This window comes from Nonomuraea sp. B208, assembly GCF_057536035.1.
The window spans coordinates 397,054-413,461 of record NZ_BAAJOU010000030.1 but is presented as its reverse complement, the minus strand read 5'-3'; the positions used below and the strand labels follow the sequence as shown (position 1 = coordinate 413,461).

General features: G+C 72.5%; 15 protein-coding genes and 1 other RNA gene. 9 read left to right on the top strand and 7 right to left on the bottom strand.

All coding sequences use genetic code 11. The annotated features are described in order from the left end of the window. Window positions 1-33: 33 nt before the first annotated feature. A complete protein-coding gene (locus AC27IY_RS43500) occupies window positions 34-1,572 on the bottom strand; it encodes an MmpA family trehalose lipid delivery protein (RefSeq protein ID WP_487181588.1) in 1,539 nt (512 codons plus the stop codon). 41 nt (window positions 1,573-1,613) lie between these two features. Between AC27IY_RS43500 and AC27IY_RS43495 the strand changes: the two genes are divergently transcribed. Next, window positions 1,614-3,482: a hypothetical protein gene (locus AC27IY_RS43495; protein ID WP_487181587.1), complete on the top strand. Its 1,869-nt coding sequence runs from the start codon at window positions 1,614-1,616 to the stop codon at window positions 3,480-3,482. Between the two features lie 7 nt (window positions 3,483-3,489). Here AC27IY_RS43495 and AC27IY_RS43490 read toward each other — a convergent pair whose 3' ends face one another. Continuing rightward, window positions 3,490-5,667: an acyl-CoA dehydrogenase family protein gene (locus AC27IY_RS43490; protein ID WP_487181586.1), complete on the bottom strand. Its 2,178-nt coding sequence runs from the start codon at window positions 5,665-5,667 to the stop codon at window positions 3,490-3,492. 69 nt (window positions 5,668-5,736) lie between these two features. After that, complete coding sequence (locus AC27IY_RS43485) at window positions 5,737-6,633, bottom strand: hypothetical protein (RefSeq protein ID WP_487181585.1); 897 nt, start codon at window positions 6,631-6,633, stop codon at window positions 5,737-5,739. 443 nt (window positions 6,634-7,076) lie between these two features. On the opposite strand from AC27IY_RS43485, the gene AC27IY_RS43480 reads away from it, so the two are divergent. Continuing rightward, complete coding sequence (locus AC27IY_RS43480) at window positions 7,077-8,507, top strand: AMP-binding protein (RefSeq protein WP_487181584.1); 1,431 nt, start codon at window positions 7,077-7,079, stop codon at window positions 8,505-8,507. A 30-nt stretch (window positions 8,508-8,537) separates the two neighbouring features. After that, window positions 8,538-9,626: a S1C family serine protease gene (locus tag AC27IY_RS43475; protein ID WP_487181583.1), complete on the top strand. Its 1,089-nt coding sequence runs from the start codon at window positions 8,538-8,540 to the stop codon at window positions 9,624-9,626. Window positions 9,627-9,630: 4 nt separating this feature from the next. Here AC27IY_RS43475 and AC27IY_RS43470 read toward each other — a convergent pair whose 3' ends face one another. Together AC27IY_RS43470 and AC27IY_RS43465 are read right to left on the bottom strand one after the other, a co-directional pair. Then, window positions 9,631-10,176, bottom strand: a complete 546-nt coding sequence (locus AC27IY_RS43470) for an OmpA family protein (RefSeq protein WP_487181582.1) — start codon at window positions 10,174-10,176, stop codon at window positions 9,631-9,633. Continuing rightward, window positions 10,160-10,747 (bottom strand): hypothetical protein, encoded by a 588-nt coding sequence (locus AC27IY_RS43465; RefSeq protein ID WP_487181581.1) that lies wholly within the window; start codon window positions 10,745-10,747, stop codon window positions 10,160-10,162. The genes AC27IY_RS43470 and AC27IY_RS43465 overlap by 17 nt, the downstream gene beginning before the upstream one ends. 4 nt (window positions 10,748-10,751) lie before the next feature. On the opposite strand from AC27IY_RS43465, the gene AC27IY_RS43460 reads away from it, so the two are divergent. Beyond that, window positions 10,752-11,087: a hypothetical protein gene (locus AC27IY_RS43460; RefSeq protein ID WP_487181580.1), complete on the top strand. Its 336-nt coding sequence runs from the start codon at window positions 10,752-10,754 to the stop codon at window positions 11,085-11,087. 6 nt (window positions 11,088-11,093) lie between these two features. Here the strand turns inward: AC27IY_RS43460 and AC27IY_RS43455 are convergent, their stop codons facing one another. Beyond that, window positions 11,094-12,062: a GlxA family transcriptional regulator gene (locus tag AC27IY_RS43455; RefSeq protein WP_423443660.1), complete on the bottom strand. Its 969-nt coding sequence runs from the start codon at window positions 12,060-12,062 to the stop codon at window positions 11,094-11,096. 100 nt (window positions 12,063-12,162) lie between these two features. Here AC27IY_RS43455 and AC27IY_RS43450 point away from each other — a divergent pair, with 100 nt between their 5' ends. The 5 genes from AC27IY_RS43450 to AC27IY_RS43430 all read left to right on the top strand — a co-directional run bounded on the left by AC27IY_RS43450 (window position 12,163) and on the right by AC27IY_RS43430 (window position 15,758). Next, complete coding sequence (locus tag AC27IY_RS43450) at window positions 12,163-12,561, top strand: hypothetical protein (RefSeq protein WP_423443658.1); 399 nt, start codon at window positions 12,163-12,165, stop codon at window positions 12,559-12,561. A gap of 93 nt (window positions 12,562-12,654) precedes the next feature. Beyond that, window positions 12,655-13,392, top strand: coding sequence for a trypsin-like serine protease (locus tag AC27IY_RS43445; RefSeq protein WP_344210076.1), 738 nt, complete (start codon window positions 12,655-12,657; stop codon window positions 13,390-13,392). A 32-nt stretch (window positions 13,393-13,424) separates the two neighbouring features. Continuing rightward, the gene (locus AC27IY_RS43440) at window positions 13,425-14,009 is read left to right on the top strand and encodes a hypothetical protein (RefSeq protein ID WP_487181579.1); all 585 of its coding nucleotides are present in this window, start codon (window positions 13,425-13,427) and stop codon (window positions 14,007-14,009) included. Window positions 14,010-14,126: 117 nt separating this feature from the next. Continuing rightward, window positions 14,127-14,504, top strand: a complete 378-nt coding sequence (locus tag AC27IY_RS43435; protein ID WP_364449685.1) for a hypothetical protein — start codon at window positions 14,127-14,129, stop codon at window positions 14,502-14,504. 42 nt (window positions 14,505-14,546) lie between these two features. Beyond that, complete coding sequence (locus AC27IY_RS43430) at window positions 14,547-15,758, top strand: serine hydrolase domain-containing protein (protein ID WP_487181578.1); 1,212 nt, start codon at window positions 14,547-14,549, stop codon at window positions 15,756-15,758. Window positions 15,759-15,765: 7 nt separating this feature from the next. On the opposite strand, the gene ssrA is transcribed toward AC27IY_RS43430, so the two are convergent. After that, window positions 15,766-16,149: a transfer-messenger RNA gene (gene ssrA / locus AC27IY_RS43425) on the bottom strand. Window positions 16,150-16,408 lie beyond the last annotated feature (259 nt).

Below are 16,408 nucleotides of genomic sequence, written 5' to 3'. Positions count from 1 at the left end.
AGTAGCTAGGCCAAATCTTAACAAACTGCCTGCTCAGTGGCTTACCGGCCCGTCAACCCGGTACAACCCCAGGTCACGGTCCTGGACCAGAACGTGTGCTCTGCGTAGCCATACGGCAAACCGTGCCCGCTCTTCAACTGTCCCCGCGTTGACTATCACGTAGCGGATTCCGGCTCCGGCCAGGTCGGGCGAAGGCCCTCCTAGTACGTGTTCTAGTTCACCGGCGCGCGGGTCCTCGCTCTTCACGACGAGCTCGCCGACCCGTACGGCGTCGTTCGTCACCACCCGCCGGCCCGGCACGGCGAAGAAGCGCTGCGCCGGGTCGAGCACCGGGCGGCCGCCGTTCCAGGGGAAGCGCCGGTAGGACTCGAAGGGCAGCACCAGCACGTCCCCGGGCTCCGGGTCGCGCGCGATGACCGCGCGGGCGGCGCTCCAGCTCGACGGGTACGCCACCGCGTCCAGCGTCCCGAGCGCGCCCCAGGACAGCGTGGGCAGGACGGCCACCGGCACCAGGGCCATCGCCCCCACCCACGCCCGGCGCCCCGCCACCCGTTCGGTGAGCGCCCCGAGGCCGAGGGCCGCCACCAGCGCCAGCGGCGCGATGAACTGCTGCGCGTCCCTGAACACCGCGAACCCGCCCCACCAGCCCACCACCTGCTCGTACGCCACCCGCCCCGGCTCGCTCACCCCGACGCACGCCACGGCGAGCCCGACGAGCGCCGCCCCGGCGAGCCCGCGACGGAACGGCAGCTCGGAGCGCAGGAACGCCACCACCCCGGCGACCACCAGCAGCAGCCGCGCCACCGCGCCCGCCCAGGTCTCGTAGCCGGGCGGCACGGCGCGGGCGTTCCAGATCCCGCCGAGCGACAGCAGGCTCCCCACCGCCCCGAACGGCGTGTCGGCCCGCGCCGCGAACGCCTCGATCCCCACCGGGTCCCCCGCCAGCCCTACGGGCCGCAGCGCGGTCGCCGCCAGCCACGGCAGGCTGAACGCGGCCAGCACCCCGGCGGTGACGATCAGCTCACGCCACCCACGGCGGGCCAGGGCGAGAGGAAGGGCCGTGAGCGCGGTGACCGTCATCGCGGCGAAGCCGCCCACGGCCGCCGGAAGGATCGCGACCGCGCGCCGCCGCCCCGACCACACGGCCCGGACCACCCACGGCAGCCCCGCGTACCCGAGCAGCAGCGCCCACTGCCCGATGAGCAGCCGCTCGGCCACGTACGGGTTCCACACGTAGAACGCGCCGGTCACCAGCCGCGGCCCGAGCGAGGCCGACGGCGGCAGCAGCGCCGCCCCCGCGCACCCCAGGACGAAGATCCCGAGCAGGATCAGCTTCTGCACCAGCTCGGCGGGCAGCACCTGGGCCAGCGCGGTCACCACGGCGTCGCTGGGCACCACCCGCGCCGCGCCTCCCGCCAGCCCGAACGTCCAGGCCGAGAACGCCGGGTCAGGCACGAACACCATGTCGTGCAGCAGCACGAACCCCCATCCCAGCCCGGGGCCGAGGGCCAGGCAGCCGAGCGCCAGCCCGAGGAGGGCGGCGGCGAGCCCGGCTCGGGTCGTCTGCGACATGCGGCTATGACATCACAGCACTTCCACCACTATGTCCCTCCGTGGTTGAGTTGCGCCGGGAGGACGGGGTGATGGAGAGCGTGGCGAGCGCCGGGGGGCGCCCGTGGCTGCGCGGCGGCGACGCCGTGCTCGCCGCCGGGCTGGTCATGGTGGCCGTGCAACTGGTGTGGAAGGCCGGCCTGGTCAACAGGACGTACTTCCGCCAGGACGACTTCATGTTCCTCGCGAGGGGCCTGGAGAACGGGTTCACCTGGGACTACCTCATGCGGGTGGACTACGGCCACCTGATGCCGGGCGCGTTCGCGATCCACTGGGCGCTCGGGCGGCTCGGCGTCCACAACGACGTGCTCGCGCACGTGCTCACGCTCGGCCTCCAGGCGGCGGCGGGGCTGGCGCTGCTGCGGCTGCTGTGGGTGCTGTTCGGGCCGCGGCCGGCGATCCTGGTGCCGTTCGGGTTCGCCCTCGTCACCCCGATGACGATCTCCGGGCTGTCGTGGTGGGCCGTCGTGGCCGAGACGCTGCCGTTCCAGATCGCGCTGCCGATGGCGCTCGCCTCGCACGTGCTCTGCGTACGCACCGGGCGCTTACGGCACGCGGTCGCGGCGGCGGCCTGGACGGCGTTCGGGATGGTGTTCTTCGTCAAGGCGCCCTTCATCCCGGTCCTCGCCTTCGTGCTGACCGTGGGCTGGCTGGGCGGGGCGCGGCGGCTGCTCCGGGTGTGGGCGCTCTACCTGGCCGTGCTGGTGCCGTACGCGGTGCTCTTCCTGCACCAGCTCCTCACGACCGTGCAGCTCACCAAGCAGACCTCGCCCATCTCGCTGCCGAGCGCCGAGGTCGCCGCGAAGTCGGTCTGGACGCTGCTGACCGGCTCGCTCATCCCCACCTCGCTCGGCGGGCCCTGGCGCTGGCAGCCGATCGGCGAGGACTACGCGCTGGCCGCCACCCCGACCCCGCTGATGTGGGCGAGTCTCGCCGTGGCCGTCGCGGCCGTGGCGGTGTCGGTGCGCCTGCGGCGGCGGGCCTGGCTGGCGTGGGCGACGCTGCTCGGCTACTTCCTGCTGGCGGACGTCGCGCCGATCATGCTCGGCCGGATCGAGCTGCTCGGTCCCGATCTGAGCGGGTACGAGCTGCGCTACCTCTCCTCGACCGCCATGGTCGTGGCGATCGTCATCGGGCTGGCGTTCATCCCCGTGGCGGGCGAGCCGGAGCCGTGGCTGCGGCCCATCGGCCCCTTCCGGATGGCCTGGGCGCCGCTCGCCGCCGTGGTGGCGGTGAGCTCGGTCTGGTCGGTCGCCGCCTACGCCGACCGGCCGCTCGGCCGCAACGTGAAGAGCTACGTGGAGACCGCCGAGGCGGCGCTGGCGCGGGTGCCCGCGGGCACGGTCGTGCTGGACGCGTACGTGCCGGAGAAGGTGGCGTTCCCGCTGTTCTTCTACGACTACGCCCGCCACTCGAAGGTCGTCGACCCGGCCGCCCGGCACCACGTCACCTGGACGCGCAGGCTCGCCGGGCCGATCTCCGTCCCCCGGATGTTCGACGCCCAGGGACGGCTGCGCCCGGTGCGCCTCACGGGCACGACGATCCCGGCAGGGGCCGCGTGCCGCCCGGTCGGCGGGACGGAGGTGCGCTTCCCGATCCCGGCCCCGCCGAAGGGCGGCGAGCAGGTCGTCCAGATCTCCTACCTGAACGGCGAGGCCACCACCCTGGAGGTGCGGATGGGCCTCGCCAGGACCTCGGTGCCCGCCGGCCCGAACCTGGGCATCACGTACGCCACGCTCGACGGCGGCGGCCCCGAGCTCGCCCTCCGCACGGTGGGCGGTGGCACCACGTGCGTGGGCGAGATCAGGGTCGGCGTGCCGGCCGCGGACGAGACGGCCGCCGCCGTCCCGCCGCAACCGGTCGAGCGTTAACCGGGCGTCACTTGCCGGGCTCGGGGTCCCTGGGCAGGCCGAGCATGCGCTCGCCGATGATGTTGAGCTGCACCTCGGTGGTGCCGCCGTAGATCGTCATGGCCCGGGTGGCGAGGACGGCCCGGTTCCAGTAGCCCGCGTCGCCCAGCTTCATGTCCGCCGCGGCGGTCGCGGCGGCGCCGAGCAGCTCGACGGCGGTCTCCGAGACGTGCTGGGCGTGCGAGGTGGACAGCAGCTTGCGCACGGAGGCGTCCGCGCCCGGCTCGGTGCCGGCGAGCTGCTTGAGCGTGACCCGCAGCGACAGCGCGTTGATCGAGTGGCCCTCGCAGACGACCTCGGCCACCCGCTGCGCCTCGACCGGCGTCAGCTCGCGGCCGAGCCGGCCCACCAGTCCGAGCAGGTCGGGCACCGACGAGCCGGTGCCGCCCGAGCCGGACGACAGCGACACGCGCTCGTTGGACAGCGTGTTGCGCGCCACCTTCCAGCCCTCGCCGACCTCGCCCACGACCAGGTCGTCCGGCACGAACACGTCGTCGAGGAAGACCTCGTTGAACAGGTTCTCGCCGGTCATCTCGGTCAGCGGGCGCACGGTGACGCCGGGGCCCTTCATGTCGACCAGGAAGTACGTGATGCCCTCGTGCTTGGAGCCCTCGCTGGAGTTGCGGGCGATGCAGATGCCCCACTCGGCGACGTGGGCGACCGACGTCCAGATCTTCTGGCCGTTGAGCTTCCAGCCGCCCTCGACCTTCTCGGCCTTCATCTGCAGCGAGGCGAGGTCGGAGCCGGCGCCGGGCTCGGAGAAGAGCTGGCACCAGATCATCTCGCCGCTGAGCGTCTTCGGCAGGAAGCGCTCCTGCTGCTCCTGGGTGCCGTACACGGCGATGGACGGCACGACCCAGGCGCCGATGATGAGGGCGGGCAGGCGTACCTTGGCGGCCTTGAGCTCCTGCGCGATGAGCACCTGCTCCAGCGGCTTGGCGTCGCGGCCCCAGGGGCGGGGCAGGTGGGGCATGACGAAGCCGCGCTCGGCGAGCGCCCGCTTCTGCTCCTTGCCTTCGAGCTGGGCGATCTCCGCGATCTCGGCGCGGATCGACTCGCGCAGCGCCTCGGCGTCCTCGGGCAGGTCGAGCTCCATCTCGCGGGTGACGCCCTGGAGCGCCAGCGCGGTGACCTCGGCGGCCCAGTCGGCGGAGGAGCCGAGCAGCGCGCGCAGGGTGAGCGCGCGACGGTAGTAGAGGTGCACGTCGTGCTCGAAGGTGTAGCCGATGCCGCCGAAGGTCTGAATGGCGTCCTTCGCGCACTGCACGGCGGCGTCGGGGGCCATCACGCCGGCCACGGCGGCGGCGTAGGCGAGCTCCTTGCCGTCGGCGCGGGTGGCGTCCCAGACGGTGGCGCGGGCCTGCTCCAGCGCGACCAGCATGCGCGACAGCTTGTGCTTGATGCCCTGGAACTGGCCGATCGGGCGGCCGAACTGCACGCGGACCTTCGCGTAGTCGGCGGCCGCGGTGACGCACCAGGAGGCGAGGCCGGCGGCCTCCGCGCCGAGCAGGACGGCCGCGAGGTGGCGTACGTCGGCGCTCTCGACCCCCTCCAGCACCCGGTCGGCGGGCACGACGGTCTCGGCCACCTCGACCCTGGCCACCGCGCGGGTCAGGTCGAGCGACTTCTGCTCGGTGACGGTCGCGGCGGCGGCGTCCAGCGCGATCCAGCGCTCGCCGTCGGGCGTCGCCACCGGCAGCACGAGCACGTCGGCGAGCGCGCCGGCGAGCACCGGCTCGACGGCGCCGGAGACGGTCAGCGAGCCGTCCTCGGCGCTGCTGCCGGTGAGCGCGCCGGTCAGGGCGACGGCGGCGGTCAGGGTGCCGTCGGCGAGCCGCTCCAGCAGCTCGTGGCGCTTGCTCGCGTGGATGACCGCGCTCGCCAGCACGGTCGGCACGTACGGTCCCGGCGCCATGCGCTCGGCCAGCGCCTCGACGGCCACCGCGGCCTCCAGCAGGCCGTAGCCGGAGCCGCCGTTCTCCTCGGGCAGGTGGAGGCCGAGCAGGCCCTGCTCGGCCAGGCCGGACCAGAACGGCGGGCGTCCCTCGGCGCCGGCGCGCAGGAGGTCGCTGGTGATGTTCCGCTTGGCCCAGCCGCTCACCGACTCGTGGAGCGCCTCGTGCTCCTCGCTCAATCCGATAGCCATCGCTCATCCTCCAGCAGGTCCAGGTGCAATACCGGAACCATATTCTAGAGGATGCTTCTGGCCAACGCCTTACAACGGACGAACCTGGCGGGCGATCGTGCTCAGGTCCGGCCAGCGCGCCTTGTTCGCCTCGGGGATCGAGGCCAGGAGCATGGCCGGCTTCGTCTTGCCCACCTCGACCACCGTCACCAGGGCCTGGGCGACCTGGCGGTTGCCGCCGGCGGTGTAGGTGACCTTGTAGCCGAGCGTCCAGCCCTTGCCCACCGGGACCTTCTGCGAGGCGGTCCACTCGACCGTCGCGCCCTTCGGGTACTGGGTGCGCATCGCCCAGCGGACCGCGTCGGTGGCGAGCTCCCGATAGTCGGCGTCCGAGCTGGGCTTCTTCGCCGGGGACTCGCCCGGGTGCATCGCCGAGGCGATCAGCGTGTACGGCAGCTCCGCCTTGCCGATGCGCTGCGCGATCGAGTACGGCGGGTAGGACCTGGCCTGCCACGGCGCGGCGAGCCTCGGGTAGGAGATGCCGGCCGTCTTGTCGGAGATCGTGCCGACGACCACCGCCGGGGTGCCGGGGAGCGCCTTCAACGCCCTGCTCGCCGGGACCGGGGGCAGCACGACCGGGCTCGCCGACGGGGTCGCCGAGGCGGAGGGCTGTGCGCTGGGCGCGGCGGAGGCGGACGGCAGCGGGGCGACGCGGACGACGTCCTCGTCCCCGGACGGCTGCTGGTTGGCCGGGACGTCGCCCGAGAAGACCACGAAGACCAGCAGGACGGCGGCGATCGTGGCGACGATCGCGCCGATCAGGTAGACGACCCGGATCGGGATGTCGCCGAGGCCGCGCCGGGGCGGCACCGGCGGCACGGGCGGCAGCGTCGGCGCCGACGGCACGCCGCCGCCCAGCGCCAGGTCCTCAGACCGGCCGCCCGGGAACGGCGACACCCCCGGCTGCCGCAGGGCGGGCGGGGGCATGGGCTGCGCGGCCCGCTTCTGCGCCCCGGACGCCGGCTGCGGCCCGTACGGCGGCCGGGGGCGCGCCTGCGGCCCCGACGGCGGCTCAGGCCGAGACTGAGGCCCCGACGGCGGCTGAGGCCGGGACTGAGGCCCGGACGGCGGCTGAGGCCGGGACTGAGGCCCGGACGGCGGCTGAGGGCCCGGCTGCGGCTGCGGCTGCGGGCCGGACGGGGGCTGAGGGGTGGGGTGGGGCTGGGGGCGGGGCGGGGCCGCGGGGGGTCGCTGGGTCTGCACCGTCTCCTCGGCCGGCGGCAGGACGACCTTGCGGAACGGAGTGGTGGGTGAGTTCGAGGAGGGTATCTGATCTCCGACGTCCGCCATGACCTTGAGGTTACGTCACCGCAGAGCGGGTTATTTCCTCTATAGCCGCAGCAGAATCTAATTCTGTAAGGTCTGGCTACATGAGGGGTTTCTACGAGATCGCCGCCGAAGACCCGGATCGTCCCGCCCTCCTGGGCGACGACGGCCTCACCTACGGAGCCCTGCTGTCCCGGGTGAACCAGACGTCGAACGGCCTGGCCTCGCGCGGCGTCCGCCGCGGTGACTGCGTGGTGACCGTGCTGAAGAACGGCCGGGACGCGCTCACCATGATGCTGGCGACGTACCAGATCGGCGCCTACCTGGTGCCGGTCAACTGGCACTTCACCGCCGAGGAGATCGACTACATCATCACCGACTGCGGCGCCAAGGTGGTGGTCTCCCCCGACGCCCTCACGGTCGCCGAGCTGGCCGCGGGACAGCCGGACACCGCCCCCGCCGAGCGCTGGGCCGGCTCCATGATGCTCTACACCTCGGGCACCACCGGCCGCCCCAAGGGCGTACGACGGCGGCTGCTGGAGCTGACGCCCGAGGAGCTGTACCCGATCCTCATGCGCAAGAGCTGGCGGCACTTCGGGCTGCCGATGGGCGGGGTGCACCTGGTGTGCTCGCAGCTCTACCACTCGGCGCCGTACGGGCAGGCCATGATGGCGCTGCAGTTCGGGCACGCGATCGTGGCGCCCGAGCGGTTCGACGCCGCCGAGACGCTGCGGCTCGTCGAGCGGCACCGGGTGACGAACGCGTTCATGGTGCCCACGATGTTCCACCGGCTGCTGGCCGTGCCGGACCGGGAGTCGTACGACCTGTCGTCCCTCACCCACCTCTACCACGGGGCCGCCTTCTGCCCGCCCGCCGTCAAGCAGGCGATGATCGACTGGCTCGGCCCGGTGCTGTGGGAGTACTACGGCTCCACCGAGGCGGCCGTGGCCACCATGGTGTCGTCCCAGGAGTGGCTGGAGCGGCCCGGCACGGTCGGCAGGGCGCTGGACGGCATGCGCTTCACGATCGTCGGCGAGGACGGCGAGGAGCAGCCGCCCGGACAGCCCGGCCTCGTCTACATCGGCGGCATCAACCGCTTCGAGTACCACGGCGACCCCGACAAGACGGCCGCCGCCATGCGCGGGCGCGACTACACGCCCGGCGACATCGGCTACCTGGACGAGGACGGCTACCTGTTCCTGCTCGACCGGCGTACCGATCTGATCATCTCGGGCGGCGTGAACATCTATCCCGCCGAGATCGAGGCGGCGCTGCTGGAGCACCCGGCGGTCGCGGACGTGGCCGTGATCGGCGTTCCCGACCCGGAGTGGGGCCACAAGGTCGTGGCGCTGGTCCAGCCGGCGCCCGGGGTGACGGGCTCCGAGGAGCTGACCGCCGAGCTGCTGCGGCACTGCGTGCCCCGGCTGGCGCGGCTGAAGCATCCGCGGGTGATCGAGTACCGGGAGTCGCTGCCGCGTACGCCCACCGGCAAGCTCAGTAGGCGGAATGTTCGGGAGGCGTATCTTTCGCACTGATTGGGGCACACCACTGCCATGAGGCAGCCCATGAGGAGGACCGCCGCGGCACTCGCCGCAGCCGCCATGCTGCTCGCGGGCTGCGGAACGCTCCCCGCGACCGGAGTGCGTTCGCCGTCCGCCGCGCCCACCGCGACGTCACCGGGCGCGACCTCACCCGGGGCGACCGGGGCGGGCAGCGGCCCCGCCCAGGCCCTGGAGGCGGCGTACGAGCAGGTCATCGCGAACGTCCTGCCGTCCATCGTGCAGATCAACACCAAGGTCGGCCTCGGCTCCGGCATCGTCTTCGACCACGCGGGCCACATCATCACCAACGCCCACGTGGTCGGCGAGGCCACCGAGATGAGCGTCGCCTTCGCCACCGGCGGCGCGGACCGCAAGGCGCGGCTGGTGCGCTCCTTCGCCACCGGCGACCTGGCCGTGATCAAGGTGGACAACCCGGACGGGCTGCGGCCGGCCACGTTCGCGGACTCCTCGAAGGTACGGGTCGGGCAGATCGTGCTCGCCATGGGCAACCCGCTCGGCCTGTCGGGCAGCGTCACCGAGGGCATCGTCTCGGCGGTCGGGCGTACCGTGTCCGAGCCGCAGGAGGCCGGCTCCCCCGGCGCGACGATCGCCAACTCCATCCAGACCTCGGCCGCCATCAACCCCGGCAACAGCGGCGGCGCGCTGGTGAACCTGTCCGGCCAGGTGATCGGCGTCCCGACGCTCGCGGCCACCCTCCCCGAGCTCGGCGGCGGCGCGGCCCCCGGCATCGGCTTCGCGATCCCCGGCAACACCGCCGTCGACATCGCCAACCAGATCATCAAGAACGGCAAGGTCACCAACAGCCGCAGGGCCGCGCTCGGCATCCGGGGCAGCACGGTGCTCGGCAGTGACGGGCAGCCGGCCGGCGTCGGGGTGGCCCGCGTGGAGCGGGGCGGCGGCGCGGCCAAGGCCGGCATCGAGACCGGCGACGTGATCGTCTCGGTCAACGACAAGGAGACGCCCACCATCGCCGACCTGACCGAGACCATCGCCACCCTGCAGCCGGGCACCCAGGTCAAGGTGGGGATCATCCGCTCCGACGGCTCCCGTGCGACCCTGACGGTGACCCTGGGGCAGCTTCCCGGGGACTGACCGGCTACCGCTTCGCGGTGAAGACGATCTCGACCCGCCGGTTTTTCGCCCGGTTGCCCTCGACCGGCTTGCCCCGCACCAGGTTGGGCAGCTTGGGGCGGCTCTCGCCGTACCCGGTGGCCTGGAAGGTGACGCCCGGGACGGTGATCAGGCCGCGTACGGCCTGCTGGACGGCCTGCGCGCGGCGGCGCGACAGCGTCAGGTTGTAGGCGTCCGTGCCCTGGTCGTCGGTGTGGCCCTCGATCCTGACGACGCCGCCCGCGCTCTCCGCGTCCACCTTGGCGGCCACCTGCTCAAGCCGCTGCCTGGCCTTGGCCGTGAGCCGCCACTTGTCCAGCGCGAACAGCACGTCGCTGGTCACCGCGAGGGTCACCTGGCGTCCCTGCTTGGTCTCACTCTCGGTGCCGTCCATGGACTCGACCTCGCCGATGATGTCCTCGACCGGCAGCACCAGGTCCTCGACGACCCCGGTGGCGCCGGCCGGCGGCTCGGGCGCCGGGGTCGGGGACGCCAGGGCGAGGACCAGGGCCGCGCTAAGCGATCGGAACATCGGTGAACACCCCGATACCCGGCATCTCAACATTGATCGTGCTCACGTCGGCCGGCGGGGCGGCGAAGACCGCGTACAGCGTGGACGCCTCGCCCTTCTCCAGGAACTGCCCCTGGGTGCCGGAGCACACGCACTCGGCGTCCGCGCCGGTGCCGTTGCGGGCGACGCGGTAACGCTTGGCGTTGACCGGGTCGATGAGGGCGACGCCCGAGACCGTGAAGTCCAGCGTGCCGGTGCTGAGTCCGTTGTGCACGTTGACCTTGCCGTCGAGGGCGGTGACGACCCAGGTCAGGGTGGCGATCCTGCCCTGCCGCTTGAGGCCGGTGAGGTCGACGCGGGCCTCGCCGTACATGTCGCCGGAGCCGACCTTGGTCTCCTTGGAGGCGATCACCGCGCTCTGCTGCGGAGGGGCGCTCTCCTGGGCCGGCTGCCGCTCGGGGGCGGACGCGGCCGTGCTCTCCGAGACGGGCCGCGACCGCCGCTCCTCGCCGCCGCCCTGCGGGGCGCCCGGCAGCACGCCGCAGCCCGCGAGCGCGGCCGCCGCGACGGCCAGCACGATCGTCTTTCGCATCGTCGTGATCACCTTCGTCGTTCGGGGATGTGGCCCTGACCCTGGGGAGGCGGCGTTCGGTATCCGCACAGCCGGTGCGCGCCGGCCCGGTCATCGCCGCCGCCGGGGCCTCCTCGGCGAGCCGCGCGTCCTGGTGGCTCTCGCCAAGGCCGTCAAACTCTTCCACAACGCTCACGAGGACACCAACCGCATCATCCGCACCATCGGCGAGCGCCGCCCGGCCGAGCGCCAGGAGGGCGCGGGCGGCGTCCAGGCCGGTGGCCGTGGTGGCGTGCCAGTCGTCGTGGTGGGCGTTCAGCTCGGACAGCGGCGTGAGGAAGAACGCCGGCCGGCCTCGTGAGCCAGGTCAGCCGAGGGCCGAGCGCTGCGTGAGGCGGTAGCGGGAGGGCGAGGTCCCGTACCGGTCGAGGAACGCCTGCCGCAGCGTCTCGGCCGTCCCGAACCCGCAGCGCGCCGCGATCGAGGCCATCGGCAGCGACGTGGAGACCAGCAGGTGGGCGGCGGCCTCGGCGCGGGCCTGGCGGACGTACCGGCCGGGCGTCCGGCCCAGGTGGCGCAGGAACAGCCGGGTGAGGTGCCGCTCGCTGACCCCGGCCGCGGCGGCGAGCGCGGCGGTGGACAGGTCGTCGGCGAGGTGGCCGCCGATGTGCTCGACGGTCCGCTTGACCAGGGTGTCCGCGGGCGAGGGCGAGGCGACGAACATGCTCATCTGCGCCTGGTTGCCGGGCCGCTGCAGGTAGGTGACGAGGTGGCGGGCCACGGTGCGGGACAGGTCGGGGCCGTTGTCCTCCTCGACGAGGGCGAGGGTGAGGTCGAGGGCGGCGGTGACGCCCGCGGAGGTGGCGACGTCGCCGTCCCGCAGGAAGATCGGGCCGGGGTCGACGGCGACCTCGGGGTGGCGGCCGGCCAGCTCGCCGGCGACCCGCCAGTGCGTGGTGGCCCGCCGCCCGTCGAGCAGCCCGGCCGCGGCCAGCACGAACGCCCCGGTGCACACGGACGCGACCCGCCGGCTCTCCCTGGACAGCCGGCGTACGTGGCCCACGACGGACGGGTTCGCCGCCGCGTCCTCGAACCCGATGCCGCCGCAGACGACGAGCGTGTCGAGCGGCCCGGTGACGCGCTCCAGCGGGAGCTGCGCCTGGACGGTGAGCCCGGTGCCGCAGGTGACGGGGTTGCCGCCGGGGGCCGCGACCCGCACCTCGTAGCACGGCGCCGCGCCGTGCCAGTTGGCCTCCTCCAGCGTGGAGGTGACGCAGGCGAGGTCGAGCAGCGAGGCCGCCTCGTACGCCACCACGACCACCCGCCGGACGTCCATGCCCTCGACTCTAGGGTTTAAGGACCAGGACCCCAAGTTTCCGGACTTGTCCGGCCGCCCGCCTTGGCCCGCCCCCGCCCGCCCGTGGACAGTCGGAGCCATGACCACGACGAGCACCCGCAGCTGGGGCAGATTCGCCCTCCACTACCTTGAGATGATCATCGCGATGTTCGCCGGGATGTTCGCCCTCGGCGCGCTGCTCGACGTGCTCGGCCTCGGCGTCTCCCACAGCGCGCAGCCCGAGCTGGGCTACCTGGTGATGGCGCTCAACATGTCGATCGGCATGGCCGCGTGGATGCGCTTCCGCCGCCACGGCTGGGCACCGACGCTGGAGATGTGCGCGGCGATGTTCGTCCCGGTCGTGCCGCTCTTCCCGATGCTGTGGCTCGGCTGGATCGACGCGGGCACGATGATGACGCTCGCGCACGTGGCCATGTTCCCGCTCATGCTGGCCGCGATGCTGCGCCGCCTCGACGAGTACGCGGGCTGCGCCCACTGACGACCCCGGTGATGCCGCCATTACCACTTTGGGCATGGTGTCGCCTACCCTTTGTGGATGCGTTATGTCCCATTTGTCATGATTGCTGCCACTTTGCTGACAGGCGCCACCGCCCTGCCCGCGGCCGCCATCACGAACGGTTCGGCCGACGGTGCCGCCCACCCCGAGGTGGGCGCCATGGTCGCCGACCGGCCGCACGCCGACGGCACCTGGACGTACTGCACCGGCACCCTCGTCTCCCCGACGGTCTTCCTGACCGCCGCCCACTGCGGCGAGAAGGGACAGAAGACCGCCAAGGTGACCTTCTCCGCCCAGTACAAGCCCGGCAGCGCGCTCCACAGCGGCCGGTTCATCCCGGACCCTCGGTTCAACGAGAAATCGGACCTGCATGACATGGCGGTGGTCGTCTTCGACCAGCCCGTCACCGGCATCCGCCCCGCCCAGCTCCCCGCCCCCGGCCTGCTCGACCGCCTCAAGGCCGAGGGCAAGCTGACCCGTTTCACCCCGGTCGGGTACGGCTCCCTCGCGCCGGCCAAGAAGGCGCGCGAGGAGGTCTACCACTACACCGACACCCGCAACCAGGCGTCCATCTCCTACAAGGGGATGACCAAGCGCTGGCTCAACCTGTCGATGTCGGTCAAGAGCGACGGCAGCACCTGCTTCGGCGACTCGGGCGGCCCCAACTTCCTCGGCGGCCCCGACTCGCACCTGCTGGTGGCCACCTCCATCAGCGGCGCCGACGACGCCTGCAAGGGCACCAACTACGACTACCGCCTCGACAGCCAGTCGGCCCGCACCTTCCTCGGCAAGTACGTCACCCTCCCGCGCTGACGCGGCGGCCGTTCCCGTGGAACGCTGACCGGGTGATCGACTATTACCGAGACCTCCTCCAGCGTCGCGGCTGGCTGGAAGAAAGCCTCTGCTGGCTCGTCGTCCAGCCCCTCGACGAGCATCTGACCTGCGACGACGTCTTATGGCGCCTGAACGGCGGCCACGACCCCGAGCAGCGCATCGTGCCGGACCCCGTGGACGCCAACGCGAACGCCGACGGCGAGCTGATCTTCGCCTTCGAGGGCGACGGCGCCTGGGGCTTCCTGGACTGGTCCGGCATCCCCGCCTCCGACGACATCGTCGCCGCACTCAGCGAGGACTGCCGGGTATGGCTGACGAGCTGGAACTTCAGCGGCCAGAGCACCCTCCTCTACGCGGCGGGCGGCCGCATCAGGACCCGCGTGGACCGCTTCCACTTCGCCGACCACATCACCGAGGAAGGCGACCCGGCCGCGGTGACCGGCCTGCACGAACTCCTCGCCACCGTTCCCCGCGACGACTTCACAGGCCGCCGCGCGGCGGCACTCGCCTTCGTCGAGGCGTCGACGGGCGTCGCCATCGAGAGCGAACGCTTCGACGAGGAAGAGGGCCCGGTCATCATCCTCGGCACACCTTGAAAACATCGTCTCGATGAGAGACCATGTTTTCGGCGCCCGGCCGTCGGAGGCGGGGCACCAGGAGTGGTACTACTGGAGATCCGCGAAGGAGGCCCGGACCGACAAGCAGGTGCACCCATGCCCATCCCCTACCTGGGCGTCGTCGGCATCGCCGAGGCGCTGGGGGTGAGCAGGCACGCGGTGCACAAGTGGCGCACCCGCTACCCTTCCGGGTCCGACCATCCCTTCCCCGAGCCGGACGTGGAGGTCGACGGCGCCCCGGGCTGGCGTCCCGAGCGGGTCGCCGACATCGTGCGCTGGCGCGACGGCCTGCCCGGCCGAGGCTCCGGCGGGGGCCGGCCGACGCTGGCCCGCCAGGAATACCTCAAGGAGGCGGCGGCCCGCGGTCTCACCCGTGACGAGGCGGTCCGCGCGCTCGCCACGTTCGCCGCGGAGTTCCCCGAGATGACCGAGCAGGAGCTGTGCGCCTGGGTGGTCGGGAAGTGGCGCCGCTAGCCTCCGCGTCCCATCACGCGAAGCAACGGAAGGCGATGACGCATGCCCGAGATCGGCGGAGACACCGCGCCGGGGTTCGAACCCGTACGCGAGGCGTTCGCGGCCAACCTGACCGGCGGCCGCGAGGCCGGGGCGGCGGTCGCCGTCTACCTGCACGGCCGCCCGGTCGTCGACCTGTGGGGCGGCCTCGCCGACCCGGCGACCGGCCGGCCCTGGCGACGCGACACCCTCCAGGTCGTCTTCTCCACGACCAAGGCGGTGACGGCGGCCTGCGCCCTCCTGCTGGCCCAGCGCGGCGAGCTGGATCTGGACGCGCCCGTGGCCCGCTACTGGCCCGAGTTCGCCGCGCACGGCAAGGATCGCATCCCGGTGCGGTGGCTGCTCACCCACCAGGCGGGGCTGCCCGCCGTGGACCGCCCGCTCACCAGGGCCGACGCGATCGCCGGCACACCCGTGGTGGAGGCGCTGGCCGCGCAGCGGCCGTACTGGGAGCCGGGCGCCGCACACGGCTACCACGCGCAGACCTACGGCTGGCTGGTCGGCGAGGTCGTCCGCCGGGTGAGCGGGCGCAGCCTCGGCACGTTCCTGGCCGAGGAGATCGCCGCGCCGCTCGGCCTGGACCTGTGGATCGGCCTGCCGAGGTCGCAGGCGCACCGGGTGAGCCGGCTCGTCACCACGCCGATCGACTTCGCCGCCCTGTCCGCCGTCGACCTCGACGCGATCCCGGAGCCGATGCGCGAGATCATGGCCGCCTTCGCCGACCCCGCCTCGCTGACCACGCGCGCCGTGACCCTCTTCGCGCCCCCGCTGAACCACGACGACCCGGAGGAACTGCACGCCGAGCTGCCCGCCACGAACGGCGTCTGCACCGCCCGCGCCCTCGCCCGCTTCTACGCGGCCCTCATCGGCGAGGTCGACGGCCACCGCGTCCTCACCCCCGCCACACTGGCCGCCGCCACGAAGGAGCAGGTCAGCGGCGTGGACCGGATCCTGCGCGTCCCGGTGCGGATCGCCACCGGCTTCGGCCTGCCCACCCCGGACGCCTTCTGGCACTCCCCCACGGCCTTCGGCTTCTCCGGCCACGGCGGCTCGATCGGCTACGCCGACCCGGCGACCGGCCTCGCCTTCGCCTACGTGATGAACCGCATCGAGGACGACCCGCAGGACCCGCGAGCGGCGAACCTGGTGGCCGCCGTGAGGGCCTGCCTGAAACGCGAAAACGGCGGTGTCCCCAAGGGACACCGCCGTCGCTGATGCAGATGAGTGGAGGTGGCGGGAATCGAACCCGCGTCCTTCAACCCCAAGTCAGGGCTTCTCCGGGCGCAGCCTGCTGTGTTTTTCTCAGCCCCGGCGATCACGCAGGCGAGTCGCCGACGGGCTCAGCCACTGTTAGATTTCCCGATCGCCCCCGTGGCCGGGTTGATCGGTTGAGCCTTCTGACGATGCCAGACACCGGGCCGAAGGCGCTCCCGGGCTGACAGTGGTTTCGCTACTTAGGCAGCGAGGGCCAGGGAGTCCTGGCCGACCACAGTGCGCTTAGAGTTGGCACTTGTTGTTTGCGGTCACAGGATTAACGAGGTTATGTCCGCAGTCCTCGGCCCGCTTCACCTGGCTTGCAAAGTCGAAGTCGAAGCCAGTCACCCCCTGTGCAGTTGTCAACACACCCCACGCGAAGTGAGGTGAGCAACATGAATCTACACGGCACAACGCCCCTGACGCCAACTTAATTCCCCGTGGCGCGACCGCCCCGAACATGCCGAAACCCCCGGGAGCGCGGCGCACAAGCACACGCTCCCGGGGGCCGACCGGCAGGGTCGAGCCGGTCCGGACGGCAGGGCTTCCCCCGAGATGAAGCCCTGATCTCATCACGGCGACTGGGACCGCAACCCCCCGAGCGGGCCCAG